The sequence below is a fragment of the Aeromonas allosaccharophila genome, assembly GCF_000819685.1.
In the GTDB taxonomy this organism is placed as follows: Bacteria; Pseudomonadota; Gammaproteobacteria; order Enterobacterales; family Aeromonadaceae; genus Aeromonas; species Aeromonas allosaccharophila.
This window is the reverse complement of the sequence record NZ_CDBR01000031.1, coordinates 1-23,619: the sequence shown is the minus strand read 5'-3', so window position 1 is coordinate 23,619 and position 23,619 is coordinate 1. Positions and strand designations below refer to the sequence as shown.

General features: G+C 54.8%; 24 protein-coding genes and 1 tRNA gene. 18 read left to right on the top strand and 7 right to left on the bottom strand.

Annotation, left to right across the window (positions count from 1 at the left end; translation table 11 throughout):
* Positions 1-78: 78 nt before the first annotated feature.
* The 3 genes from ltaE to BN1115_RS06340 form a co-directional block, all read right to left on the bottom strand.
* The gene (gene ltaE, locus BN1115_RS06350) at positions 79-1,098 is read right to left on the bottom strand and encodes a low-specificity L-threonine aldolase (protein WP_042656520.1); all 1,020 of its coding nucleotides are present in this window, start codon (positions 1,096-1,098) and stop codon (positions 79-81) included.
* Positions 1,099-1,210: 112 nt separating this feature from the next.
* The gene (locus BN1115_RS06345; protein WP_042656519.1) at positions 1,211-1,912 is read right to left on the bottom strand and encodes an SDR family oxidoreductase; all 702 of its coding nucleotides are present in this window, start codon (positions 1,910-1,912) and stop codon (positions 1,211-1,213) included.
* Positions 1,913-1,999: 87 nt separating this feature from the next.
* Positions 2,000-2,407: a helix-turn-helix domain-containing protein gene (locus tag BN1115_RS06340; protein WP_042656518.1), complete on the bottom strand. Its 408-nt coding sequence runs from the start codon at positions 2,405-2,407 to the stop codon at positions 2,000-2,002.
* Between the two features lie 147 nt (positions 2,408-2,554).
* Between BN1115_RS06340 and BN1115_RS06335 the strand changes: the two genes are divergently transcribed.
* Positions 2,555-3,454: an aldo/keto reductase gene (locus tag BN1115_RS06335; RefSeq protein ID WP_042656517.1), complete on the top strand. Its 900-nt coding sequence runs from the start codon at positions 2,555-2,557 to the stop codon at positions 3,452-3,454.
* Positions 3,455-3,524: 70 nt separating this feature from the next.
* Here the strand turns inward: BN1115_RS06335 and BN1115_RS06330 are convergent, their stop codons facing one another.
* Together BN1115_RS06330 and BN1115_RS06325 are read right to left on the bottom strand one after the other, a co-directional pair.
* Positions 3,525-3,806, bottom strand: coding sequence for an RNA recognition motif domain-containing protein (locus BN1115_RS06330; RefSeq protein ID WP_005337180.1), 282 nt, complete (start codon positions 3,804-3,806; stop codon positions 3,525-3,527).
* Positions 3,807-4,022: 216 nt separating this feature from the next.
* Positions 4,023-4,565, bottom strand: a complete 543-nt coding sequence (locus BN1115_RS06325; protein ID WP_042656516.1) for a hypothetical protein — start codon at positions 4,563-4,565, stop codon at positions 4,023-4,025.
* Between the two features lie 106 nt (positions 4,566-4,671).
* On the opposite strand from BN1115_RS06325, the gene BN1115_RS06320 reads away from it, so the two are divergent.
* The 12 genes from BN1115_RS06320 (at position 4,672) to BN1115_RS21580 (ending at position 14,833) form a co-directional block, all read left to right on the top strand.
* Complete coding sequence (locus BN1115_RS06320; protein ID WP_042656515.1) at positions 4,672-5,442, top strand: amino acid ABC transporter ATP-binding protein; 771 nt, start codon at positions 4,672-4,674, stop codon at positions 5,440-5,442.
* Positions 5,435-6,232 carry an amino acid ABC transporter permease gene (locus BN1115_RS06315; RefSeq protein WP_042656514.1) on the top strand — a complete coding sequence of 266 codons (798 nt, stop codon included), beginning with the start codon at positions 5,435-5,437 and terminating at the stop codon, positions 6,230-6,232. The genes BN1115_RS06320 and BN1115_RS06315 overlap by 8 nt, the downstream gene beginning before the upstream one ends.
* A 2-nt stretch (positions 6,233-6,234) precedes the next feature.
* A complete protein-coding gene (locus tag BN1115_RS06310; protein ID WP_042656513.1) occupies positions 6,235-7,062 on the top strand; it encodes a transporter substrate-binding domain-containing protein in 828 nt (275 codons plus the stop codon).
* Positions 7,062-7,967, top strand: a complete 906-nt coding sequence (locus tag BN1115_RS06305; protein WP_042656512.1) for an amino acid ABC transporter permease — start codon at positions 7,062-7,064, stop codon at positions 7,965-7,967. The genes BN1115_RS06310 and BN1115_RS06305 overlap by 1 nt, the downstream gene beginning before the upstream one ends.
* On the top strand, positions 7,961-8,698 hold the full coding sequence (gene mepA / locus BN1115_RS06300) for a penicillin-insensitive murein endopeptidase (protein ID WP_042656511.1): 738 nt from the start codon (positions 7,961-7,963) through the stop codon (positions 8,696-8,698). Before BN1115_RS06305 ends, mepA begins: the two co-directional genes overlap by 7 nt.
* Before the next feature lie 85 nt (positions 8,699-8,783).
* Positions 8,784-9,374, top strand: coding sequence for a LemA family protein (locus BN1115_RS06295; protein ID WP_042057245.1), 591 nt, complete (start codon positions 8,784-8,786; stop codon positions 9,372-9,374).
* Positions 9,371-10,096 (top strand): TPM domain-containing protein, encoded by a 726-nt coding sequence (locus tag BN1115_RS06290; RefSeq protein WP_042656510.1) that lies wholly within the window; start codon positions 9,371-9,373, stop codon positions 10,094-10,096. Before BN1115_RS06295 ends, BN1115_RS06290 begins: the two co-directional genes overlap by 4 nt.
* A 20-nt stretch (positions 10,097-10,116) precedes the next feature.
* A complete protein-coding gene (locus BN1115_RS06285) occupies positions 10,117-10,734 on the top strand; it encodes a TPM domain-containing protein (RefSeq protein WP_005337196.1) in 618 nt (205 codons plus the stop codon).
* Positions 10,735-10,911: 177 nt separating this feature from the next.
* Positions 10,912-10,999: transfer RNA gene (locus BN1115_RS06280), tRNA-Ser, on the top strand.
* Positions 11,000-11,082: 83 nt separating this feature from the next.
* Positions 11,083-12,387 (top strand): site-specific integrase, encoded by a 1,305-nt coding sequence (locus tag BN1115_RS06275; protein WP_244152235.1) that lies wholly within the window; start codon positions 11,083-11,085, stop codon positions 12,385-12,387.
* A 236-nt stretch (positions 12,388-12,623) separates the two neighbouring features.
* Positions 12,624-13,775, top strand: a complete 1,152-nt coding sequence (locus tag BN1115_RS06270; protein WP_042656508.1) for a tyrosine-type recombinase/integrase — start codon at positions 12,624-12,626, stop codon at positions 13,773-13,775.
* A gap of 83 nt (positions 13,776-13,858) precedes the next feature.
* Positions 13,859-14,833 carry a site-specific integrase gene (locus tag BN1115_RS21580; RefSeq protein WP_082034807.1) on the top strand — a complete coding sequence of 325 codons (975 nt, stop codon included), beginning with the start codon at positions 13,859-13,861 and terminating at the stop codon, positions 14,831-14,833.
* Positions 14,834-15,953: 1,120 nt separating this feature from the next.
* Here BN1115_RS21580 and BN1115_RS06265 read toward each other — a convergent pair.
* Both BN1115_RS06265 and BN1115_RS06260 read right to left on the bottom strand, forming a co-directional pair.
* Positions 15,954-16,397 carry a hypothetical protein gene (locus BN1115_RS06265; protein ID WP_042656507.1) on the bottom strand — a complete coding sequence of 148 codons (444 nt, stop codon included), beginning with the start codon at positions 16,395-16,397 and terminating at the stop codon, positions 15,954-15,956.
* A complete protein-coding gene (locus BN1115_RS06260; protein WP_042656506.1) occupies positions 16,348-16,992 on the bottom strand; it encodes a winged helix-turn-helix domain-containing protein in 645 nt (214 codons plus the stop codon). The genes BN1115_RS06265 and BN1115_RS06260 overlap by 50 nt, the downstream gene beginning before the upstream one ends.
* A 915-nt stretch (positions 16,993-17,907) precedes the next feature.
* On the opposite strand from BN1115_RS06260, the gene BN1115_RS06255 reads away from it, so the two are divergent.
* The 5 genes from BN1115_RS06255 to BN1115_RS06235 all read left to right on the top strand — a co-directional run bounded on the left by BN1115_RS06255 (position 17,908) and on the right by BN1115_RS06235 (position 23,485).
* Positions 17,908-18,693: an ABC transporter permease gene (locus BN1115_RS06255; RefSeq protein WP_042656505.1), complete on the top strand. Its 786-nt coding sequence runs from the start codon at positions 17,908-17,910 to the stop codon at positions 18,691-18,693.
* Positions 18,694-18,696: 3 nt separating this feature from the next.
* Positions 18,697-19,347 (top strand): ABC transporter ATP-binding protein, encoded by a 651-nt coding sequence (locus BN1115_RS06250; protein WP_042656504.1) that lies wholly within the window; start codon positions 18,697-18,699, stop codon positions 19,345-19,347.
* 84 nt (positions 19,348-19,431) lie between these two features.
* Positions 19,432-20,625 (top strand): KpsE/RkpR family capsule polysaccharide export protein, encoded by a 1,194-nt coding sequence (locus BN1115_RS06245; protein WP_042656503.1) that lies wholly within the window; start codon positions 19,432-19,434, stop codon positions 20,623-20,625.
* A gap of 211 nt (positions 20,626-20,836) precedes the next feature.
* Positions 20,837-22,426 carry a polysaccharide biosynthesis/export family protein gene (locus tag BN1115_RS06240; RefSeq protein ID WP_175566086.1) on the top strand — a complete coding sequence of 530 codons (1,590 nt, stop codon included), beginning with the start codon at positions 20,837-20,839 and terminating at the stop codon, positions 22,424-22,426.
* A gap of 51 nt (positions 22,427-22,477) precedes the next feature.
* On the top strand, positions 22,478-23,485 hold the full coding sequence (locus BN1115_RS06235; RefSeq protein ID WP_082034806.1) for a KpsF/GutQ family sugar-phosphate isomerase: 1,008 nt from the start codon (positions 22,478-22,480) through the stop codon (positions 23,483-23,485).
* The last annotated feature ends 134 nt before the right edge of the window (positions 23,486-23,619 follow it).

Here is a 23,619-nt window from a genome sequence, read left to right as displayed (position 1 = left end):
CAACAGAGGGCGCCGCGGCGCCCTCTGTTTTTTCCGTATCAACAAGTCTCGGGATAACGGCTACCTTACCAAGCCGTCTCAACGCGCCCCGAGATACTCGGTGAAGGCGTCGATCACCTCTTCGATATCGTCATCGTTGATCTGCAGATGGGTCACCAGCCGCAGCTCGCCGTAACCGGAGAAGAGGATCCCCCGCTCCTTCATAAAGGCCAGCAGAGGGACCGATTCCCCCTCACGCAGCCGCAGGAACACCATATTGCTCTGCACCAGCGAGAGGTCAAGCTCTATGCCCGGCAACGCCGCCAACCCTTCGGCCAACCGCTTGGCACGGCGGTGATCATCGGCCAGGCGGGTCACATGCTGCTCGAGGGCAAACTGACCGGCTTGCGCCAGAATGCCCGCCTGGCGCATGCCGCCCCCCAGCATCTTGCGCAGTCGGCGTGCCCGAGCGATGAAGTCGTGACTGCCCACCAGCAGCGAGCCCACCGGTGCCCCCAACCCTTTTGAGAGGCAGATCGAGATGCTGTCAAACGGCGCGGCGATCACCTCGACCGGGGTCTCGCTGGCCACGGCGGCGTTAAAGAGCCGGGCGCCATCGAGATGAAGCTTCAAGCCGCGCTCGGCAACGAATGCCCCCATCTCCTGCAGATAGTAGAGCGGTAGCACCTTGCCGTTGTGGGTGTTCTCAAGGCAGATCAGGCGAGTCTGAACGAAGTGGGCATCATCAGGTGCCAGCGCGGCCTTGATATCATCGAAGGCCAGCGTGCCGTCACGCTGCATCGGCAAGGGTTGCAGGGCCACGGAGCCCAGCACGGCACTCCCCTGAGCTTCGTAACGATAGATGTGAGCGGCGGATCCCAGTATGGCCCCTTCACCACGCTGACAGTGGCTCATCACCGCCAGCAGGTTGGACATGGTGCCGGACGGCACAAACAGCGCCGCCTGTTTGCCCAGCAATCTGGCCCCATGGGCCTCCAGCGCGTTGACGCCCGGATCTTCACCATAGACATCGTCACCGACTTCGGCGTGGAGCATGGCCTGACGCATGGCATCAGTAGGCTGGGTGACTGTGTCACTTCGTAAATCGATATAGCGCATGAGATCCCTCCTGAAACAGGAGAGTGACGTTAGCCATGCGCCCCTCGCTTGGCAAGGGGCGCATGAGCAGAATGTGAAGCGAATGGGCGTCTGGCGAAGCCGTTAGCGAGATTTACCAGGGCAGCGGCTGACCGTTGAGATCCACTAGCTGGCCCGATTGAGTCAACGATAACCCCTTGATGAGATTGAGCAGCTTGACCGCCACCTCGGCAGGATCCTGCAATTGTTCCACAGGCAACTCACTCAGAAAGGGGGTGTTCATCGGGGAGTCCATCAAGCCGGGCGCCACCGCCACCACCCCCGCTTGCGAGAAACGCTGCGCCCACTCAAGGGCCAGGGTTTTCACCCCCATATCGAGGGCCGCCTTGCTCATCCGGTAGCTGTAACGTCCCCCCTCCTGATTGGCGGTGATGGAGCCCGCCAGATCGGAGATGGCGCAGAGCCACAGCGGATGGTCACTCCCCATCAATCTGCTGAAACGAGCCGCCAGCGCCAGCGTTGGCCAGGCATTGGCCAGCAGGCTGTCGCACAGCCACTTGGGGTGCACCTCTTCGACCCGCCGCTCCGGCATAAAGCTGACATCGTGCAACACGCCGATGGTGTTGATCACCACAGTGGGGAGCGGATCGGTGTCGTAGAGAGTAAACAGGGCATCGAACGAGATGGCGTCGACCTCTTGCAGCGGGAAGAAGGCCCCCATTTCGATCCCTTTTGGATAGGTGCGCCCGGCCAGCAGGAAGGATTCCCCCCTTGCCATCAGCTCTCTTGCCAGCGCCGAGCCCAGCGCACCGCTTCCGAGGATCAAGTAGCTCATCGCCCATTCCATGGAGAGTTATCTTGCTTAGAGCGTATCAGAATAATCTACCGGCCGTGACACGACCAAAGGGTAATATGCCCCTCATCACGCTTCCCCCAGATGGCGACCGAACTCCCGCGCCAGCGCCAGATCGAGAAAACCGTCCGCTTTCTTGTGGGTGCGCAAAAACTGGTAGTAGGCGAGCAGGGTGACCAACGCCGCCTCATCGGGCAACCCCACCCCGGGTTGCTGCTCGCCTAGCAGTTGCTGCGCCGCCGCCAGCGCCTCCCTGTCCACCACTTCCGCCTGACGGTAGAGATAACCGCAGCCGGTTGCCAGCCACTCCAGCGAGCAGTTGGCCCCCATGGCGATCTGGTTGGCCCGCGCCAGGCCAGGCTCGGCCCCCTTCAAATATTTGCGGATCAGCGCCTCACTGAGCCCCACCTTGCGGGCAAAGGCACTCACGCTCATCTCCCCGATCAGGCTCTGCAAGCGCTCGGCAAATCCTTCCATCCAACTCTCTCCCCTACTCTGCGGTCAGAACCAAAGTTCGAATCATGCCACTGCCCATGATTGCTTTGCCAGCCACATGGGGCCAAGATGCCCGCAGTCATCTATATTGCACATCGTTTTCGCATCGCGTTTTTAAAGGAGTCAACCATGTCTGTATCCCGTGTCGCCCTGCACCCGCAAGGCCCCACCTTCTCTCGCCTCATCATGGGTTACTGGCGCCTGATGGAGTGGCAGCTCTCCCCGGCGGCCCTGCTCAGTCTGATGAAATATCATCTGGATCTGGGGGTCACCACCATCGATCACGCCGATATCTATGGCGGCTACCAGTGCGAAGAGGCCTTTGGTCACGCCCTGCGCCTCGAACCTTCCCTGCGCGAGCGGATGGAGATCGTCAGCAAGTGTGGCATCGCCCTCACCGCCAAACCGGAACATGCCCTCAACCACTACAACACCGACAAGGGCCATATCATCGCCAGCGCCGAGGCCTCGCTGCGCAAGCTCGGCACCGACCATCTGGACCTGCTGCTGATCCACCGCCCGGATCCCCTGATGAACGCCGATGAAGTGGCCGACGCCTTTATCACCCTGCAACAGGCGGGCAAGATCAAACACGCCGGGGTATCCAACTTCACCGCCCGTCAGTTCGAGCTGTTGCAATCGCGCCTCCCCTTCCCGCTGGTCACCAACCAGCTGGAGATCTCGCCGCTCCATCAGGAAGGGACCCTCGATGGCACGCTGGATCAGTGCCAGCAGCTTGGCATCAAGCCGATGGCCTGGTCATGTCTCGGCGGCGGCCGACTGTTCAGCGATGACGCCTATGCCCCGCTGCGCGCCGAGCTGGAGCAGATCCGCCAGGAAGTGGGCGCCCAGACTATCGAGCAGGTGGTCTACGCCTGGGTGATGATGCTGCCAAGCCAGCCGCTGCCATTGATTGGCTCCGGCAAGCGGGAGCGGATTGCTGCCGCCGTGGCCGCCGAATCCATCACCCTCAATCGCCAGCAGTGGTTCCGTATCCGCAAGGCAGCGCTCGGTTACGACGTTCCCTGATAACCGCCAAACATCCAGAAACAAAAACGGCATGGGGGAAACCCATGCCGTTTTTCATTGCCGAGGCACCTTAGCGGTGGCGCTGTTGCGGGCGACCACGGGGAGCATCTGTCTTCGGTTTGGCCTGGTTGACGGTGATGGTACGGCCACCGACTTCAGTGCCATGCAGACCGGCGATGGCCTTTTCGGCATCACCATTGACCGGCATTTCAATAAAACCAAACCCCTTTGACTGGCCGGTATCGCGGTCGATGATGATATCAACCTTGTCGACCTGTCCAAACTGGCTGAACAGGGTTTTCAGTTCGTCGGCCGTCATCCGGTACGACAGATTTCCTACGTAAATCTTCATGCCATCCACTCTCGATTCAAGGTGCCTTCTCTATGCAATTCCCGGCATAACGGTAAGGGCACAACCCCTATGCCGGACCTGCCATGGCTTCATGCCGTGGCCTTCTCCACACTGTCGTCAAGTGATTGATCTCTTGGGTGAACAGTGCAGACAAGATCAATTCGAGTCACTGGCAGTATCTGAGCTTTGCCGGGAATTGTCGAGAAAATAGTCGATTCAGGCCGCTTGCAGATCTGACAACCGTTGCGCCAGCATCCGGCGACCGTGCCAGGCCCGTTTAAAGCCGAAGCGATAGACCGACGGGCTCACCAGATGCAACTCCCCCGCCTTGAGATCCAGCAAGGCCATGGCCGCCGCCAACTCCTCTTCACTCAGCTGCAGATCGAGGCTGAAGTCGAGCCACTGACCGTCATGGCCCACTCGCCGCTCCCGCTCGAGTGCCACCAGCTGGCTGCGGGGCAGCGCCAGCGCCTCATCCTTGTTGCCATTGAGCAGATAGATATGCTGTTCATCCCACCCCAGCTCCGCCAGGCGCCAGGGCTGCCAGCTGCGGGGCAGCGACACCATGATCCCGGTGATGCCACCAAACACCACCCCCACCCAGTTGAGCAGCGCCATGGCGCCCCAGCCATGCCACAAGGAGGCCGCCACCACGCCCCAACTCACCAGCAACAGCAGAAAAATGACGCCGCGATAGCGCACCGCTGGCGGCATCAACAGCTGTACCTGCGAATCGGCAAGCAAGGATGTAATACGCATGAAAAGCTCCTGTCATCACGAAATGGCGCCATTGTGAATAGCCATCAGGATGCTGACAAGGGGGTTTTCTTTGTCATCCCCCTATAAAATCAATACCATGGCGTAAATGATTCTCAGTGGAACCCGCGTCTTGACCAGCTCGCAACCCTGTGTGCGCTTTTGTGGCGTCGACAAATTCTATGGCGACTTTCAGGCTCTTCATCACATCGATCTCACCATTGAACGGGGAGAGAAGTGGGTCATCTGTGGCCCGTCAGGCTCCGGCAAATCGACGCTGATCCGCACCATCAACGGGCTGGAGGGGATCGACGGCGGCCAGCTGTTCCTGTTTGGCGAGCCGGTGACCCCCGCCTACCTGCGCCGCCTGCAGGGGCGGGTCGGCATGGTGTTTCAGCAGTTCAACCTCTTCCCCCATATGACGGTGCTGGAGAACCTGATGGTGGCGCCGGTGCATACCCTGGGGCTGCGCCCTCAGGAGGCCAAAGCCCGGGCGCTCGGGCTGCTCGAGCGGGTACGCATTCAGGCTCAGGCTGACAAGTACCCCCACCAGCTCTCCGGCGGCCAGCAGCAGCGGGTCGCCATCGCCCGCTCCCTCTGCATGCAACCCGAGCTGATGCTGTTTGACGAGCCCACCTCCGCCCTCGACCCCGAGATGATCCGTGAAGTGCTCGATGTGATCCGCGAGCTGGCTGACGAGGGGATGACCCTGATCTGCGTCACCCACGAGATGGGTTTTGCCCGTCAGGTGGCAGATCGGGTGCTCTTTATGGACGAGGGCAAGATCATCGAATCGGCCACGCCCGCCCAGCTGTTCAGCGCCCCCCGGCACCCGCGCACCCAGGCCTTCCTCGAACAGGTGCTCAGCTATCATGGCTAGGCTCAAACACCCTCACCTGCTCGGCTGGTTGTCAGGCACTGTGATGCTCTCTGCGCTACTCGGCTGGGCGCTCTATAGCGGCGCTCGCCAGATGGGTTATGAGTGGCAGTGGCCGCGGGTGTTGCCCTTTCTCGGCGAGTGGGATGAGGGGATCTTTTATGCCGGCCCCCTGCTAAACGGCCTGCTAGTCACCTTGCAGGTGGCGCTGCTCAGCCTGTTGGGCACGATGGCGGTCGGGGTGTCCGTGGTCAGCCTGCGGCTGCTCCCCTCCCGGCTCGGCCCCTGGCTCGCCATCGCCTATCTGGCGCTGGTGCGCACCACGCCCCAGCTGGTGCAGCTCTATATTCTCTATTTCTTGCTGGGCCCCATGCTGGGATTGGCCCCCCTTGCCTGCGCCGTGTTGAGCCTCTCCCTCTATCAGGGGGCCTTCACCGCCGAGGTGTTGCGCGCAGGAATCCAGGCCATTCCCAAAGGGCAGTGGGAGGCGGCCCGCTCGCTTGGCTTGTCGCGAGCCATCACTCTGCGCAAGGTGATCCTGCCCCAGCTGGTGCGCATCACCTTGCCGCCGCTCACCAACGAACAGGTCTCCCTTATCAAACATTCGGCGCTGGTGAGTGTGATCGCCATCTTCGATCTGACCAACGAAGGGCGTACTCTGGTTGCCGATACGTTTCTGACCTTTGAGGTGTGGTTTACCGTGGCCGCCCTCTATTTGCTGTTAACCCTGACGCTGTCAGCCTGTTCACGGGCGCTGGCCCGTCATTTGGATGCGGATCAACAAGGATGCTAACCATGAATTTATCGTTCAAAACCGCCCTGTCGGGCGCAGCCATGCTGTTTACTACCCTGTTTGCCCCTGCGCAGTTTGCCCAGGCAGAAGAGCCATCATCCACCCAGGCGCAGATCGAGCAGAGCGGTACCCTGCGGGTCGGCATGTCCACCTTTGCCCCCTGGGCGATGCGCGACAAACAGGGCGCCCTGATCGGTTTCGAGATTGACGTGGCCCGTCGCCTCGCCACCGACAACGGCTGGCAGGTGGAGTTCGTCCCCACCGCCTGGGATGGCATCATCCCCTCCCTGCTGGCGAAAAAGTATGACGTCATCATCGGCGGCCTCACCATTACCCCCGAGAGGGAGAAGAGCGTGCGCTTCACCCAGGCCTACTCCCACTCGGGGGTGCAACTGGCCGCCGCCAGCACCCTGGCCAAGGAGAAGAAAACCGTGGCGGACTTCAACCAGCGCGGGGTGATCCTGGCGGTACGCCGTGGCGCCTCGCCGGTACAGGTGGCCAAAGCGCACTTCCCCAAGGCCACCCTGCGCCAGTTCGATGACGAGTCACAAGTGTTTCAGGAGGTGCTGAACGGCCGCGCCCACGGTGCCCTCTCCTCCTCACCCAAACCGGAGCAGGAAGCGCTGCGCCACCCGGATGCCCTCTTTATGCCGTTTGCCAAGCCGCTGGCAGAGGGGAGTGAAGGGTTTGCCCTGCGCAAGGGGGATGATGCCCTGGCTGAACAGTTCAACGAGTGGATCGCCGCCCGTCAGGCCGATGGCTGGCTCAAGGCGCGCCATGACTACTGGTTCAAGTCGCTGGCGTGGGAAGCGCAGGTCGCCAATCCCTGATGCTGATTGCTCTAAAAGAGACCATCCGGCGCATCATCCGTGGGGCATGTCGGAACATCAACTGGCTGGATGGGGCGATCGCCCTGATCCTGCTGCTGGCTGGTCTCTGGCTGGCCAGCCGCCTGCACATCGGGGTGGCCTATCAGTGGCGCTGGCATGAAGCCTTCGACCTGCTGTTCACCCCCGGCCCTCACGGCGAGTTGCCCTACTTTTTCAGCGGTCTGCTCACCACTTTGCGCATCGCCCTGCTCGGCATGGTACTGGCGCTGCTGCTCGGCACTGCGCTGGGGGTAGCCGCCTTCAGCCGCCGCCCCTGGCTGGTGATGCCCGCGACCCTGTTTATCCAGCTGATCCGCAATCTGCCGCCGCTGGTCTTTATCTTCATCTTCTACTTCTTTATCGCCAACCAGCTGCTGCCTGCGAGCGGCCTCTCCCGCTGGCTCGGCACCGTATCACTCTCCCCGTGGCAAGAGGCGCTGTTTGGCCCACCTGCCCGCTGGGAGAACCTCATCTCAGGCACCCTCTGCGTTGGCATGATCAGCGCGGCCTTCGTCGCCGAGATCGTCCGCGCCGGGCTGGCTGCCATCCCCCGTGGCCAGTGGGAGGCGGCGCAGAGCCTCGGGCTCTCCCCCCGGGTGCGGCTGCGCCATGTGATCCTGCCGCAGGCCATGTTACTGATGTTGCCCCCCCTCACCGGTCAGCTCATCGCGCTGGTGAAGGATACCGCCATCGTTTCCCTTATCTCGGTGCAGGAGCTCACCTTCGTCGGCACCGAGATGGCCAACTCCAGCGGACTGGTCTACGAGATCTGGCTGCTGGTAGCGGCGGCCTATTTATTTATATGTTTGAGTCTGTTCGTACTGCTGAGCCGACTCGAAGCAAGACAAGGAGCACGCACATGCTGACGTCCCTGTTGCTGGCGACCGTATTGCAAGCAGAAGCCATCGGCGGTTATGCCGCCGGTTGCCTGAAAAACGGCGTATCCCTGCCCCTCGAAGGACCGGGTTATCAGGTGATCCGCACCAAGCGGCTGCGCTACTACGGCCACCCCGACCTTATCCACTACCTGCAGGCGCTGGCCAACCAGACCCGCATGGCCGGACTGCCGGATCTCTATATCGCCGATCTGGCGATGGCCCGTGGCGGCCCCTTTACCTCCGGCCATCGCAGCCACCAGACCGGGCTCGATGCCGATATCTGGTTTCGTATGGCCAACCGCCCCATCAGCAAGTGGGAGCAGGATGCCCCCAAGGAGTGGGCGCTGATCGACGAACCCCGCTACAGGATGCTGCCGGGGCGCTTTGGCACCCAGCAGCTCACCCTGCTGCGGCTGGCGGCCAGCAAACCCGAGGTAGCCCGCATCTTCGTCAATCCGGTGATCAAATCCGCGGTCTGCCAGCAGGCGGGTGATGAACCCTGGGTCGCCAAGCTGCGCCCCTGGGTGGGCCACTTCAGCCACTTCCATGTGCGGCTGCGCTGCCCGGTGGGTAGCCCGGATTGCGAGCCCCAGGCCCCCATTCCGCCCGGCAACGGCTGCGGGGAAGAGCTGGCCTCCTGGCTCAAAGACAAACCCCAGCTGCCCAAGGTCTCCGGTATCAACAAGCGACCCGAGCTACCTGCGCGTTGTGGCAACTGACCCCAAGCTGGTATGGTGATGCACTCTTGGTCGTGCACCATCCATGGCGCACTATCGACTCGAAATTTCAAAGGAGAACAACAAGATGGCCACATCACTCTGGCGCAGAACCACGCAGAGCCTGTTGACCCTGACCCTGCTATTCGGCCTGACCGGCTGCGGCATGAACAACATCCCGACCCTGGATGAGCAGGTCAAGGCGAGCTGGGGACAGGTGGAGAACCAGTATCAGCGCCGCGCTGATCTGATTCCCAATCTGGTGGCGACCGTCAAGGGTTACGCCAGCCATGAACAGGAGACCCTTAAGGCGGTCACCGATGCCCGCGCCCGGGTCGGCAGCGTACAGGTGAGCGATCCTGCCCAGCTCAAGGAGTTTGAAGCGGCGCAAAATCAGCTCTCCAGCGCCCTCTCCCGCCTGATGGTGGTGGTAGAACGCTACCCCGAGCTGAAAGCGGATCAGCAGTTCCTGACCCTGCAAGCCCAGCTGGAAGGCACCGAAAACCGCATCTCGGTGGCCCGCCGCGACTATATCGAGGCGGTGCGCCAGTTCAATACCGAGATCCGCACCTTCCCCGGCGTCATCTGGTCCAAATTGCTCTACTCGGATCTGGAGGCCAAACCCAGTTTCAGTGCCAAACCCGGTGCCGATGAGGCGCCCAAGGTCAGCTTCCAATGAAGATGATGCTGCGTGCGCTGCTCCCTTTTCTGCTGCTCTGGATGGCGGCGCTGCAGGCAGCGCCGAACTTTCCGGCGTTGAGCGGACGGGTGGTGGACGAGGCGGCGCTGATGTCCCGCAAACAGGCCCATCAACTGACCCAACAGCTGGCCGCTTTTGAAAAGCGCAGCGGTATCCAGCTGGTGGTGGTCTCCGTTGACAGCCTCGATGGGGAGACTATCGAGGAGTATGGCTACCAGCTCGGTCGCCACTGGGGGATCGGCAAGAAAGGCAAGAACAACGGTGTGCTGTTGCTGATCGCCCAGGATGAGCGCAAGGTGCGCATCGAGGTGGGATACGGGCTGGAAGGCGCCTTGCCCGACGCCATCGCCGCCAACATCATCCATGGCCGCATCCTGCCCGCCTTCAAGCGCGGCGATATGGTGGCCGGGATCATGGCGGGCAGCCAGAGCATCATGAAGGCACTCGCCGGGGAATATCAGCCGGTCGAGCAGCAGAAGGATGAGACATCCGGTGGCCCCTGGCTGTTTATTCTGGTGGTGATTGCGATGATCGTGCTCCACAACCTGCGCGGGGGTGGTGGCGGGGGGCCGGGAGGACGACGTCGGGCGGCCTACATGGCCGGTGGATTTGGTTCCGGCTCCTTTGGTGGCCGCTCTGGCGGCGGATTCAGCGGTGGCGGTGGCAGTTTTGGCGGCGGCGGAGCCTCCGGTGGCTGGTAACAGGAGTAAAGAGACAAATCATGATTTCTAAACAGTTCTTCCACACGCTTCAGGCCAAGGTGCGCGAAGCGGAGCTAGAGACTGATGCCGAACTGGTCACCGTACTGGCACCGGCCAGCGATGGCTATCGCTACATTCCCACCCTCTGGGCGGCGCTGCTGGCCATGCTCACCCCGCTGCTGGTGTTCCAGCTCGGCTTCTGGCTCGGCTGGTACGAGATCCTGCTGGTACAGTGGTCGGTCTGGCTGTTGCTGAGCCTGCTGTTCCACTGGACGCCCATCAAGATGCGGCTGATCCCGAAGAAAGTACGCCAGCATCGGGCTGCCCTGATGGCCCGTCTGCAATTTGTCGAGCAGGGGCTGCACCGCACCCGCGACCGGCTCGGGGTGCTGATCTTCGTCTCAGCCGCCGAGCACTATGTAGAAATACTGGTGGATGACGGCATCGCCCAGCATATCGACAATGGCCAGTGGCAGGAGATCATCGACGACTTCGTGGCACGAGTGCGCAACAAGGAGATCGAACAGGGTTTTCTGGAGTGCGTGGAGCGCGTTAGCGCCATTCTGACCGACGCCTTCCCGGCCACCCGGGATCAAAACGAGCTGCCGGACAGTCTGATCATCCTCGACAAGCCCTGATCCGGTTTAAAAAACCGGCATTCTGCACAAGGGTTAGGCATTCGGAAAAGATTATGAAAAATAAGGGGAAAAGAGGTTGACCCACACAGCCCTTTCCCCTAAATTACGCCCCGTTCCAGCGCAACAGCGCAGTGAACACCGTGTTGGCTGAACACGTTAAACCACAGACCAAAATTTGGTGAGGTGTCCGAGTGGCTGAAGGAGCACGCCTGGAAAGTGTGTATACGGCAACGTATCGAGGGTTCGAATCCCTCCCTCACCGCCAAATATAACCCGTTGAATTTCAACGGGTTTTTTCATTTCTAGACTTACGTGATTTTTTTCCTGGATCAACTGGGTGGAACAATCATGTATCTGAGTAAAAATGCCTCCGGCACCTACTACACTCGTCTCCCGCTGCCTAAGTCACTACGTGACCGTGGCTTGCCCTTCGCTATCCGTACTTCCCTTTGCACCAAAGATCGTCAGCTCGCTGTAGACCGAAACCTGGCTGTGGCAGCTCGTACTCGCGCACTTATCGCGGCTACCCCTGCTGATACTTCCCCTCGCAGTTTCTATCGCTGGATCCGCGCCGATCTTGACGCTTTCAAAGCTGCTGGGTTCATCCCTCCTCAAACACCTTCCACACCTCGTGAACCTTCTGTTGATGCCTCAGCTTGCCCCAGCAGTGGGATCATGCTCACCCACGCATTGGCGAAATTCATCGAGACTAAAACCAGTGAGGGGATCCAGCATAGGTCGGTGGGCCAGCTCCAACTTCGGATCAACGCCTTCGTCACCTGGGCCAAAGGGGTTAAAGTCGATGAGGTGACGCCCGCTCTGGCGCAGGAGTACCGCAACAGCTTGCTGCGCAAGACCAACCTCAGTTTCAAAACCAAAGGGGATTACCTCGCCGCCCTGAAACAGTTCTTCCGTTGGTGCGTGGCACTGGACTATTGCAGTCGTAACCCTTTCGATGGGCTGACGGCAGGTAAAAGACCGAACAAACGGGCGGATGAAGAGCGAGTGCGCTGGCATCGCCCTCAACTGGCCCAACTGTTTGCCAGCCTGCGCAGCAAACAATCCCAGAAAGGCCAAAAATTGAAAATGCAAGACTGGTGGGTACCGCTCTTGTGCCTGTACGCAGGGCTGCGTCCCTCTGAGGCCTGTCAGCTCAAAACTCTGAACGTCAAACAGGTCGAGGGGATTTGGTGTCTGATGGTTGATGCGGGAGAGGTGGATCAGCAGCTCAAGAGTGCCAATGCGTACCGTACCGTGCCGCTACATAGTGCGTTGATCGGACATCAATTCCTGGACTATGTGGAGAGTCGTCGCGGTCAGGGGCAGGTATTTTTGTTCGACGACAAACCATCAGGCAAAGACGATGACTGGGCGCATAACATCACCTGTCGCTTCCAACGCCACCTCAATGATGCTGGCATCGTAGGTCAGGGCCGCCCCACCATTTACGGGATGAGACACTCGTTTATCGATGAGCTGCAACAGGCGGACGTTGCTGAGCATATTGTGGCCGAACTTGCGGGACACAGTAAAAATGGCCTGACGTTTGGGCGCTACGGCAAGCGACTAGGTATTGCGTTGCTGCGAGAAAAAATCGAGTTAATCCCCAGCGATTTAGTCGATTTTCGAATATCAGGCGAAATAGGCATTTGAGTGGGTGAGGTATACCCACTCACGTGCTCACATGGCAAGGTAACATGTTGATTTTCATCATTAAAACAGTATGGCTTGCTTCTGCTGTTACTGGTCATTAATTTGACAATTTATTTATTTCAAATATATTGAAGGTTGACATTAAATTAGTTTTTGTTAGGTTTCACTTTTTATTTGACTTGGTTTTTACTGAGTGTAATCCTGCGCGAAATTATAATAATAAAAACAGGGTGCACATGAAAAACAACAAGAATCTAAAATCAGCTCCTCGTGAAAAAACGTTCAAAACCGCAGTAGAGGAACACCTGAACATAAAATACCAACAGGTATCAGACGCAACCTATGATGTTTTGTGTAGAAAGGCCAGGCAGCTTATTCGTAAATGGGGAAAAAAGAAGTTGGTTGATATTAATGCAACCGACATCGAAATGTATATTGCCAAACTGCTAAAACGCCTCAAAGGGAACACGGTCAATCAGTATATTGACATTATGCGACAGGTATTTAACAGGGCCTATCGAGATGGCATTATAAAAATCAATCCGATGTGTCATGTCAAAAATTGTCGATTTGAGGTGGTAGAGCCTCAGCCATTCCTGCAATCAGAGATCCAGTTATTTATTGCACATCAACATATCAACCCTATTGGTGCAGCAATAATCCAGGTTGGTATTTCCACTGGACTGCGGATCAGCGAATTGTTGGCAATTAGCCGTGAGGCTATCGACCTGGATAAACGCACACTGCGTGTTGATCTGGCCCTGGTAGATGGTTGCTATAAAACGCCGAAAACCAAAAACTCCTGCCGAACAGTCGAGTTGACTGTCCCCGCAGTGCAGGCACTACGCACTCTTCTGGAGCATGCTAGGCATCGCAAAGAGAAAGCGATTTCGGTCATGTGTGCTGACAATCGTACACGGATCAAACTGCTCCGGACTTTATTAGCCTATTATCCGGATAAGCGACGTCAATACACCAGCGTCGATGAATTCAGAGAGGATTTTTTTGAGCCGTTTTGTGCCACAGCGGGGGTTGCCTACCGAGGGCCATCGCAATTTAGACATACCTATGCCAGTCAACTGTTGTCCGCAGGTGTTAATATCGAATGGATTGCCAAACAGATGGGGCATACAAGTACCGCAATGATCAGGCGTCATTATGGAAAATGGTTAGTTGAGGATGCTGCGGATTTCAAAACATTAGCCGAAAACGCTCTTGCTCGTTGTTTCCGCCTTAATGAGACGCAGGCTCTGGTTCCGGCCAACAACTCAGAACTGGACATGACTAAATTAATTGCCGACCCACAAATTCAGCAATATTTATTAGGGCTGGTTGCTCAATCAATGAAAAACATTCATGTTGGTGAACCGCATTCTCAATCAGATTAGCGATAACTACTGTGATTCACATCGATATATTATTGATTCGATAACACGTTAAATAAGGGCCGTTAAGAGCCTAAGGAAAGATGATGGCGACTGATAAAACAAAAGTTGAATATGAAAAGATTGCAAAGCATTTTTATATTCGTTTGGAAAGAAAATGTATCAAACTTACTGCTAAAAATATCTCAGATGAATTGTTGGCTTGTGCTCCTGAATATCGGCCCGCCTACTGGCGTCGCCTACGCGGGGCTCTTGCACATCATCAACGCACCTTAGGATATGACGATGCAGCTACACGCATTCTAGCATTGCATAACCCAGTCACAGCCAAAGGCAGCACGCTTTCCGTTAAACAGAAGCAGACTCGAGTTAAGTCGATCGCAGCAGAAGATGAAACTGCGCTTATTGACTATTTTAATGCACGGAATGATAAGTGCATGGTGGCTGCGATTAAACTGTTCAAACTCACCGGTATCAGACCCACAGAGCTGGCTGGCGTAACAGTTGATAGTAATCGGCTAACTGTTATCGGAGCAAAAAAGAGCCATCATGGTACACGCGGAGCTGACAGAGTGTTACAGCTAGATGGAATAACAGCACTGACGTTGTATATGCTTGTTACATTAGCACAAAAAGTAAATGTTGGGTGTCTGCAAGACAAACTACGCGCTGCGGGGAAGAATTTATGGCCGAAGCGCAAACACCTCCCTACATTTTATAGCTGGCGCCATCAAATGGGTTCGGAGCTCAAAGCATCAGGTATGGGGCGTTTACAAATTGCCTATTTGATGGGGCACCAAGCGACAGCCTCGATTGATCGTTACGGAAATCGAAAATCAGCAAAAGGAGGGCGCTTGCCGAGCTGTCCTGCTGATGCTGACCTGAGCCATATTAGAGTGACTCATAGCGTGCGGTCTACAGATAATAAAAATTACATCCAGCCGAGCACACCAATTTTGGTAGTCGAGCCAAATGAGGATTCAAATGCGAAAGATAAATCAACCGGGATGGCTGCCTATATAAAAAGAAATAAACAAAAAGATGATGGTCTTTCGCGATAATCAGATCCACTGTCACTCGAAAAAATAAACATGCTAGAAAATACAAACACCTAACTATGATCTTCATTGGCGTAAATATAACATGTGACACTTACGAATGCGCACGTAAGTGCGCCATGAAAACAATCGTAAGTACGCAAAAATATACAACCGTAAGCACGCTATTGAAAACCATACTTACGCACGTAAGTATGGGGGTGTGGTGAGAGTAGCGAACTCGGAACCCCCGTAGTGAGCTTGCGAGCGCAGTGGGGTGGAGAACCCTTTTTTATGATTGGCATGGAGCGGTCAATATGGAATGATAGAGGAGCTTAATATATATTTGTCCAGGTGGAGTCTGACGAGGAACGAGGATGAACACCTTGACAAATATATATAAGTGACGATCATCCATGTTGATCGCGAAATGCCTATCATAAAAACGCATTAGTTATTAGGTTACGGGAAGGCTAGCGTCATTAATAAGCCATCTGTATATTCTAAATACGAATTTTCTACAAGTTAAATGACTTAGCATTATTTCCTGATTGCCAATAATTAGCAGTCACTCTGAACTATACTGTTCCCTTTACGGGTAGATGGTCCGATTGAATTCGCCAAATAATCATAGGCGGGCTTTATTTGGATCTTGCCCTGCAACTCGAAGCCAAGTATTTTTCTAGGTAAGCAGTGACCACTCAGTGAAATTTTGCAATCCATTGCCGCCAACGACTTACGTAGTTATTGAGGGTCTGAATGTGGTAAACATCGCCTTCTACTTGATGATGAGCATGGCGATCAACCGCTTATGGACGACTCCCTTCACGCTCTTCGTGCAATCGTACTGTAACTGAAATTTGCAGCAACAATGACTCACAATTGAGCTAAACTCCACATTCTCTTCAAGCCTGTATTCATGAGCAAACTGCCTTCCTTCATTACCAACTGGTTCAATTACAAAAATCGTGGAAGGCAAAGCGTAGCCGGTGGTTCTGTCTGGTGGATGTCATAGATGCTAGTCAGAAAGAGCTGCATTGATTTGAAGGGTTTCTTGAAGATGATATAGATCTGTTTTGGATTTCAGCAAGGCATTATTGAGACCTATACTGTTTCATTGTTGTGAACTTGACCAAGGCAGCCGTTACCAAAGTGACTGCTTACCGAGGGTCTTGACCTTTTGAAGTCGGTAGTACGGATAAGTCATAACAATCCAGTCTTCCTTATCTTTATGAATAATCTTGGCAATATAGAGAAAGTCATTGTGCATCACTGAATACACATTGTTATGGAGGTCGGGGTGTTCCGCTGTTCGAGTCACTCTGTTTGCAATAAAAATGACAGTATCACCACGTTTCCCTAAAAATCCTTCATGTTTAAGCACTTCACCCGTGGCCTTGTTATGCACAACGCTCTTGGCATACCCAAACTTGCAGGTTGAGTAGAATGAGAAATAATCGCGCTCATATTGCTGCTGATAATCACATCCGAGCCCATTGATAAAGGGTGTTGCAGAGTAAACCAGTAATATAGCAAAACTAATCCATTTTATGGATTTGAAGCTGGTCCAGTTCTTTATCGTATCCATAGAGATAAGTTCCTTCGGATTCGCCAACGGTTTGCTCAATATACGTTATGTCGGCATCACTGAGTTCTGAATAGCCACAGAGATTTGCCTTTTTGATCTTGTTACAGTGTATTGGCGTGTCGAGAGTGGTAATGAATAATGACCATAAAAAAAGAACCGTGAATGCACTGTAAAAAATAATATTGGCGAGAATGGAACCTGGTTTATGGATGTTTCGTTCATGAATATAATTAGAACTTATTGCTTCAATAGAGCTTTGGCTACAGACAAGATCATCTATTGACGAGTCTAATTTGATATTTTTATTTTGGTTCACCGCAGGGTGAAATATATATCCTTTCCGATGACGCGTTTCAATTATGGGGCCATCGGTAATTTCTGCTAACGCTTTCCTGATGTTTTTTATGGCAACAGTCAGCGAGTTTTGCTGTACAACTTTACTTGGCCAGCCAGCCTCTAGCAAAACGTCTTTTTCTACCAGCTCATCAGGACTATCCAGCAGACATTGAAAAACCTGAATTTCGCTGGGGCTAAGCTGGTAAATTACGGCACCGCCCCATATTAACTCCCCGCTACTTTCATTCAGCGAAATCATATTTCAGTGCCACCAGATATCAAATTATGCACCTTATTATGCGTCGTTCAACATAATGGCTAGACATAAAATCAGGGCAGTATTGTAGCTTGTGATCACGCATTTCGCAATCAACTTGGGGCAATAGGCGGATAATCGCAGGGATTGCGGGCTATCAAGGTTGTGAGTAATCACCTTGCTTGATGTGTCGTTGTGCCCATTTTTACAAGACGGCAACTCTGGGAAGGTGCCATTTTCGCCGGTTGCCGCCTCGTCAATTGGCTAGTGAAACAGCGCTGAGTGATGGCTTGGAAACGGAGGCGAATGTGCAAGTGGAGGTCGCTGGCAGCATGGGAGAGTGCTGGGTGAGCAAAGGGGTGGTGAGCACTTCCTTGCCAGCGGTTAAACCTCATTTCTCATAACCAGGTTTGGCGCTCTGTATCCGGTCTATGGCGATCGAAATGGTGATTAATGCCGTGAAATTGGTTTATTTTGGTTTGTTAATTCACATTTCATAGAAAAATCACACTTATTTCATGAATTTATCATGGTTTCGAGTGGAAACGATAAAAAGCCTGTGGCTATATAGTCGCTCGTCGAAGAGACGGGTGATCCAGGGAGAAATCATGGGTTTCAGCAGCACTCAGACAAGCGAAGAGCATGTCAGTGTTTCTTGTCTCTGGCGATGAGACCCTGCTCCTTCTCTGGCCCGACAGCGGAAAATGTTATTTCCGTGCGGTAGCTATGGCAAATGAAAAGCAACTAGAAAACGTGGCTTGAATGAGATTCGGGAATTGTCATTTCCGTGCGGTAGCCATGGGGTTTTACCAACAGTTGCTCCCCTGGCATACAGCCCGATAGTCGCAGGGCTACTCATTAAAACTTAGTGCTACATCCTTATCTATTACCTTACCTGAGGTGTTCAAGCCAAACGCAATGTTGATACAAAGACGCAGTCCTTCTGTGGTATTGAAAGATGTGACTTTCGGATTATTGATGCGGGAGTTGAAGACCCGCTTTGGCAATTATCGCATGGGGTATGCTTGGGCCTTGCTGGACCCCTTGATTACTATCTCTGTATTCTGTGTCATATTCGGCATCAGGCAACGCAATGGTTTCGGTGGTGTTGAGGCACCGGTGTTTATTGCCAGCGGCTATTTGCCATTTTTGATGTTTCAAAATACTGCCAATCGCCTGATATCAGCCGTCAGCGCGAATAAGGGACTGTTCTGCTATCGCCAGGTCACGGCCTTTGCCACCTTGTTCTCCCGCTTTGTACTGGAATCCATTATCGGCATATTGGTGGCCATCGTATTAATCCTGATTCTGGTCTGGTCGGGTTTTGATGCGATACCAGCTGATCCATTGGCGGTGATCATGGGGTATGGCACTCTGATGATCTTCTCATTTGGTCTAGGCACTCTTTTTTGTGTGTTGGCCAACTTATCCGCGGAAGTAAATAAATTCATCCCAATCTTGATGCGTCCTCTACTCTGGATATCTGCGGTCTTTTTCCCGCTGGCAGCGGTGCCGCAAAGTTATCAGCATCTGCTGCTCTGGAACCCGATCGTGCATGCGCTCGAATTGATCCGCAGTGGCTGGATTGCAGGGTTTCAAACTCAGGGGGGTAGCTGGAATTATCTGTTCGGTGCCACCTTGATACTTCTGGCGTTTGCGATGAGTTCCTATCGCTTGAGCCATCGTCGACTGATTGCAAGTTAAAAAATGATAACCCTCGAAAATGTCAGCAAATATTACCCCACCAAATTCGGGTGTAATTATGTCTTGAAGGATGTGAACTTCACTCTGCCGGGAGATAAAAATATCGGCATTCTGGGTGCCAACGGAGCAGGTAAATCCACCCTGTTGCGCCTGCTTGGCGGCATGGATATGCCGAGCCGCGGCAAGATCACCCGCCACAGTCGGGTCTCTTGGCCGCTGGCGCTGAGCGGTGGATTTCAGGGCAGTATGACGGGTCGTGAAAATACCCGTTTTATCTGCCGGATCCATGGCATTCATGACTCGCGCCGGGTCGAGGAGTGGGTCAAGGGCTTTTCCGAGATAGGCCAGCACTTCGAGCTGCCCATTAAAGGCTATTCAAGCGGGATGAAGTCCAAATTCTCGTTTGCGGTCAGCATGGCGTTTGATTTTGACATCTATCTGACCGACGAGATCACCTCGGTGGGGGATGCTAGGTTCAAGCAAAAATGCATCGATGTCTTCAACCAGAAGCGAGAGATGGCGAGCCTCATCATGGTCTCCCACGATATGAATATTCTGCGCAAGCAGTGCGACATGGGAATTGTGCTGAACAATGCCAGCCTGACCCTCTATCCCGATATTGAAGAGGCCATCGCGGTCTATCAAAAGCTATAACCACTGTTTTCACACTCATTTTTGTCACGATGTCATGTCGGTTCGCGCGATGCGGGCCACTTGCCATCCTCACTCCGGATAGTCATGAACACCTGCACCATCAAGACCCATATCGGTCGCAAGCTGCGCAAATTCAGGCGCGACCCCAAACGCTTCCTCATCGATTCCAGGGGATATCAGGTTGCCCACTTCTCATGGCAAAAGGCCGTCAGGCTGGGCAGCTTTCTCTGGGTCTTGCTCTGCTTTGGCGTGGCGACCCTCTATTACGTTGCCGTCGCCAGTGATCGCTATGTCAGCGAAGCGAGCATCATCGTCAAGCAGGCCGATCAGCTCAAGATGATGCCGGATGCCCTCTCCATGCTGGGGCTGGGGGGTAGCAATCATCAGGATGTGCAGGTGCTGCATGCCTATCTGGGCTCATGGGACATGCTGCAGCGGCTCGACAAGGCGCTCGACCTCAAGGGGCACTATCAGAGTGGTCACGCTGATTGGCTTTCACGACTCCCGCGGGATGCCAGCAATGAAGAGTTTCTCGCCTACTACCGTGACCATCTCACCCTCACTCTCGACGAGCTGTCGGGGATCCTGACCATCCGGCTACAGGCATTCGAGCCAGAGTATGCCCGCGAGGTGGTGGCCCTGATGCTGAAAGAGGGGGAGGGCTTTATCAATCGGCTGGGTCATCAGGTCGCCCTTGAACAGCTCACCTTTGTAGAAAGCGAGGTAGCCCGTTCCCACGAACGGTTGCAGGCCGAGCGGGACAAGATGCTGGCGTTCCAGAATCGCCACAAGCTGATGAGCCCGGAGGCAACCAGCAGCGCCATGCTGGGGTTGGTGTCCGAGCTGGAGGCCGAGTTGGTGCGCCAAGATACCGAGCTCAAACGGCTGCAAATCTACATGAACCCCAAGGCACCTGATGTGGTGGCGGCCAAAGACCGGGTGGAAGCACTGACCCGCCAGTTGGCACAAGAGAAGCGGCGGCTGACCAGCAACGACGAACAGTCCCTTAACGAGGTCAATGCAGATTATCAGGCGGTGCAGGTGCAGACCCAGCTGGCGGCCGACATCTACAAAACTGGGCTGGTCAGTCTGGAGCAGGCTCGGGTCGAAGCCTATCGCAAGCTCAAGCACCTGCTGGTGGTAAGCACGCCAAGTGCCGCACAGGAGGCGCAATACCCGCGTCGCCTCTACAGCCTCGCCACCATTGGCGTGTTGCTCTGCCTCTTCTACGGCCTGGTGGTGATGGGGCTCGCCACCCTGCGCGAACATCAGGATTGATGGCCACTGCCACCCGCCAGTGCGGGTGGCTACACCAATTGATACTCATCCTTTTCAATACCCGATGGCGCAATGTATAAACTTGCGCCCGCAGGAGTTTACCTTGATTTCAACCTTGCTCTCTCGAACCCGTTACCCCGGCCGCAACCGGCGGTTAACGTCCATCCACTTTACTATCCGCGCCGCCTCGCTGGCGCTCGTCACTGCGCTGATTATCCCTCCTGCTTACGGGTTGGGCGTCGCCCAGGAGGCTGCGCCGGTGCGCAAGGTGGTGAGCGACACCCAAACCCGCGATCCCGTCTTTGGCAACTGGCTGTTTCGCGGCGAGTTTGCCCGTGAATCATTCAACGGGTTCAACCCCGATTACCGCATCGCCATCGGCGACAAGCTGCAAGTGCAACTGTGGGGCGGGGTCGAGTTTGAACAGAGCCTGCTGGTCGATCACCAGGGCAATATCTTTCTGCCCAAGGTCGGGCCGGTCAAGGTGGCTGGAGTGCGTAACGAGCAGCTCAATGACACCCTGCTTGGCGCCATCACCCGCGTCTATCAGAAGAACGTCAGCGTCTACGCCACCCTCGATGTGAGCCAGCCGGTCAAGATTTTCGTTACCGGCTTTGTCAATCAACCCGGCCTCTATGCCGGCCAGTCGGGGGATTCCATCCTCTATTTCCTCGACAAGGCGGGTGGCATCTCCCCCGAGCGGGGCAGCTATCTGGATGTGGCGCTCAAGCGCGGTGGCAAGACCCTGCGCAATTTCAACCTCTACCAGTTTTTGCTAAACGGCAATCTGCAGCCGACCCAACTGCGCGACGGCGATACCCTGGTGGTGGCGCCGCTGCGCTATCAGAGCACGGTGCGTGGCAAGGTGGCCAATGCCAACAAGTTTGAGATGGCCACCCCCCATATGACCCTGGCCGAGCTGTTGCAACTGGCCAGACCCGATGCCGATGCCACCCATATCCGGGTCAGCCGCAATCAGGGGGAAGATATCCGGATGGATAACTATCCCCTCAGTGATGCTGCTACTTTGGCTCGGGTAATGGTCAGCAGCGGCGATACCGTGGAGGCTATCGCCGACAAGCGTTATGCCTCTATCGCGGTACGCATTGAGGGGGAGCACGATAGCGAGCAGGAGGTGGTATTGCGCTACGGCGCGCGGTTGGGCGAAGTACTCAACGGCCTGAAGTTGACACGTGATGCCGATATCAACGCCATTCAGCTCTATCGCGACTCGGTCAAGGTGCGCCAGAAAGAGATGCTGGGCTCCTCCCTCAAGGCCTTTGAAGCGAGCATTCTTACCGCTCGCTCTGCCTCCGATGGTGAAGCGAGCTTGCGCAAGAGCGAGGCGGACCTGTTGATGCAGTGGGTAGCGCGGGCCAAAGAGATCGAGCCAAGCGGTCAGGTGGTGCTGGCCAACGCCCCCAATCTGGAAGAGGTACGTCTTGAACCCGGCGACATCATCCGCATTCCGCGCCAGACCAATCTGGTGATGGTGCACGGGGATGTGATGTTCCCGAACGCCATTCTGGCGGATCAGAAACGCACCGTGGCTGACTATATCAATCTGGCTGGTGGTTTTACCCAGAAAGCGAGCAATTCACGCATCCTGCTGCTGCATCGTGACGGCACCTTTAGCCAGATAGAGAAGAGCGAACTGGACGATAGAAATATTCGCGTCACCCCGGGCGACGAGATCTTTGTCTTGCCGCAGGTTGAAACCAAATCGCTGCAAATTACCAAAGACTTCACCAGCGTGCTTTACCAGATCGCCGTCTCGGCGGGTGTGCTGGTGGCGCTCTGATGCCTATTTCTCCATATATTTTTCAACATCAAACCGGGATAAGGTAAATCCATGAAAAGCCAGCCATCTGTGGATATTCGCAGTTTTTATGATGAAGTGCCTTTTGGCGGGGATGTCATCGACAGCATCAAACAGACGTTCAAACAGCAGGGGGAAACCCTGCTTGAGCTTGCCGCCACCTTCAATAAGGCACAATACAAGCTGGCCTTGTCACTGATGATCCAGTGCAAAGGGCATGTGATTATCTGCGGCATGGGAAAATCAGGCCATGTGGGGCGGAAAATATCGGCGACCATGGCCTCAACCGGTACACCCAGTTTTTTCGTTCACCCTGCCGAAGCGTTTCACGGGGATCTGGGGATGATCACCCCGGATGATGTGGTGGTACTGATCTCCAACAGTGGGGAAACCGATGAAGTATTGAAACTTATTCCATCGCTGAAAAACTTTGGCAACCGGATTATTGCCATTACCGGCGGGATGCAATCCACGCTGGCAAAAAATGCCGATGCTGTGTTGGAAATTAAAATGCAGGGAGAGTCTTGCCCCAACAACCTGGCACCCACTACCTCGACCACCCTGACCATGGCGATTGGTGATGCACTTGCATCCGCCTTGATGAATAAACGTAATTTTATGCCCAATGATTTTGCCAGATTCCATCCCGGTGGCAGTTTGGGGCGGCGACTGCTGACCCGCTTAAAAGATGTGATGAGTACCCGTTTGACCAAAGTCAGCCCAGATACACCGTTAAAAGAGGTTATTGTTGGCATGACGCAGGATCAGCATGGTATTGCATTGGTTATGTCGGAGGGAAAGTTAATTGGGGTAATTACTGATGGGGATTTGCGTCGAGCCATGCTACGTTATAATTTCGATTTTAATGCTTTTAAAGCCACAGATATCATGAGTTTGAATCCGGTTACGGCAACTCAGTTCTCTATGTTGAGTGATGCAGAGAAATTGATGCGTGAACATCAAGTCAAGCAGTTATTGATTGTCGACAATGATAATAGCCCAGTAGGTGTTGTTGATTTTTTGATTGAGGAGAGTATTTGATACTGCAATCAAATATAATATTTGAAGTATAAAAGTCGTATTTATTGAATGCGCCGTAACGATTTACATGCATATTTTCTATAATAAATTATTTATTTGAATGTTGGGTGGTGATCAGGGTAAGAGCATGAATG

What these genes read in the sequence shown, in the direction of transcription:
- BN1115_RS06245 (WP_042656503.1), top strand. Translation starts at nt 19,432, where the DNA reads ATGAACACCTGCACCATCAAGACCCATATCGGTCGCAAGCTGCGCAAA.
- BN1115_RS06290 (WP_042656510.1), top strand. Translation starts at nt 9,371, where the DNA reads ATGAAGATGATGCTGCGTGCGCTGCTCCCTTTTCTGCTGCTCTGGATG.
- BN1115_RS06255 (WP_042656505.1), top strand. Translation starts at nt 17,908, where the DNA reads ATGTTGATACAAAGACGCAGTCCTTCTGTGGTATTGAAAGATGTGACT.
- BN1115_RS06340 (WP_042656518.1), bottom strand. Translation starts at nt 2,407, where the DNA reads ATGGAAGGATTTGCCGAGCGCTTGCAGAGCCTGATCGGGGAGATGAGC.
- BN1115_RS06235 (WP_082034806.1), top strand. Translation starts at nt 22,478, where the DNA reads ATGAAAAGCCAGCCATCTGTGGATATTCGCAGTTTTTATGATGAAGTG.
- BN1115_RS06305 (WP_042656512.1), top strand. Translation starts at nt 7,062, where the DNA reads ATGCTGATTGCTCTAAAAGAGACCATCCGGCGCATCATCCGTGGGGCA.
- BN1115_RS06345 (WP_042656519.1), bottom strand. Translation starts at nt 1,912, where the DNA reads ATGAGCTACTTGATCCTCGGAAGCGGTGCGCTGGGCTCGGCGCTGGCA.
- ltaE (WP_042656520.1), bottom strand. Translation starts at nt 1,098, where the DNA reads ATGCGCTATATCGATTTACGAAGTGACACAGTCACCCAGCCTACTGAT.
- BN1115_RS06325 (WP_042656516.1), bottom strand. Translation starts at nt 4,565, where the DNA reads ATGCGTATTACATCCTTGCTTGCCGATTCGCAGGTACAGCTGTTGATG.
- BN1115_RS06265 (WP_042656507.1), bottom strand. Translation starts at nt 16,397, where the DNA reads ATGGATACGATAAAGAACTGGACCAGCTTCAAATCCATAAAATGGATT.
- BN1115_RS06285 (WP_005337196.1), top strand. Translation starts at nt 10,117, where the DNA reads ATGATTTCTAAACAGTTCTTCCACACGCTTCAGGCCAAGGTGCGCGAA.
- BN1115_RS06320 (WP_042656515.1), top strand. Translation starts at nt 4,672, where the DNA reads ATGATTCTCAGTGGAACCCGCGTCTTGACCAGCTCGCAACCCTGTGTG.
- BN1115_RS06335 (WP_042656517.1), top strand. Translation starts at nt 2,555, where the DNA reads ATGTCTGTATCCCGTGTCGCCCTGCACCCGCAAGGCCCCACCTTCTCT.
- BN1115_RS06270 (WP_042656508.1), top strand. Translation starts at nt 12,624, where the DNA reads ATGAAAAACAACAAGAATCTAAAATCAGCTCCTCGTGAAAAAACGTTC.
- mepA (WP_042656511.1), top strand. Translation starts at nt 7,961, where the DNA reads ATGCTGACGTCCCTGTTGCTGGCGACCGTATTGCAAGCAGAAGCCATC.
- BN1115_RS06295 (WP_042057245.1), top strand. Translation starts at nt 8,784, where the DNA reads ATGGCCACATCACTCTGGCGCAGAACCACGCAGAGCCTGTTGACCCTG.
- BN1115_RS21580 (WP_082034807.1), top strand. Translation starts at nt 13,859, where the DNA reads ATGGCGACTGATAAAACAAAAGTTGAATATGAAAAGATTGCAAAGCAT.
- BN1115_RS06310 (WP_042656513.1), top strand. Translation starts at nt 6,235, where the DNA reads ATGAATTTATCGTTCAAAACCGCCCTGTCGGGCGCAGCCATGCTGTTT.
- BN1115_RS06275 (WP_244152235.1), top strand. Translation starts at nt 11,083, where the DNA reads ATGTATCTGAGTAAAAATGCCTCCGGCACCTACTACACTCGTCTCCCG.
- BN1115_RS06315 (WP_042656514.1), top strand. Translation starts at nt 5,435, where the DNA reads ATGGCTAGGCTCAAACACCCTCACCTGCTCGGCTGGTTGTCAGGCACT.
- BN1115_RS06330 (WP_005337180.1), bottom strand. Translation starts at nt 3,806, where the DNA reads ATGAAGATTTACGTAGGAAATCTGTCGTACCGGATGACGGCCGACGAA.
- BN1115_RS06250 (WP_042656504.1), top strand. Translation starts at nt 18,697, where the DNA reads ATGATAACCCTCGAAAATGTCAGCAAATATTACCCCACCAAATTCGGG.
- BN1115_RS06260 (WP_042656506.1), bottom strand. Translation starts at nt 16,992, where the DNA reads ATGATTTCGCTGAATGAAAGTAGCGGGGAGTTAATATGGGGCGGTGCC.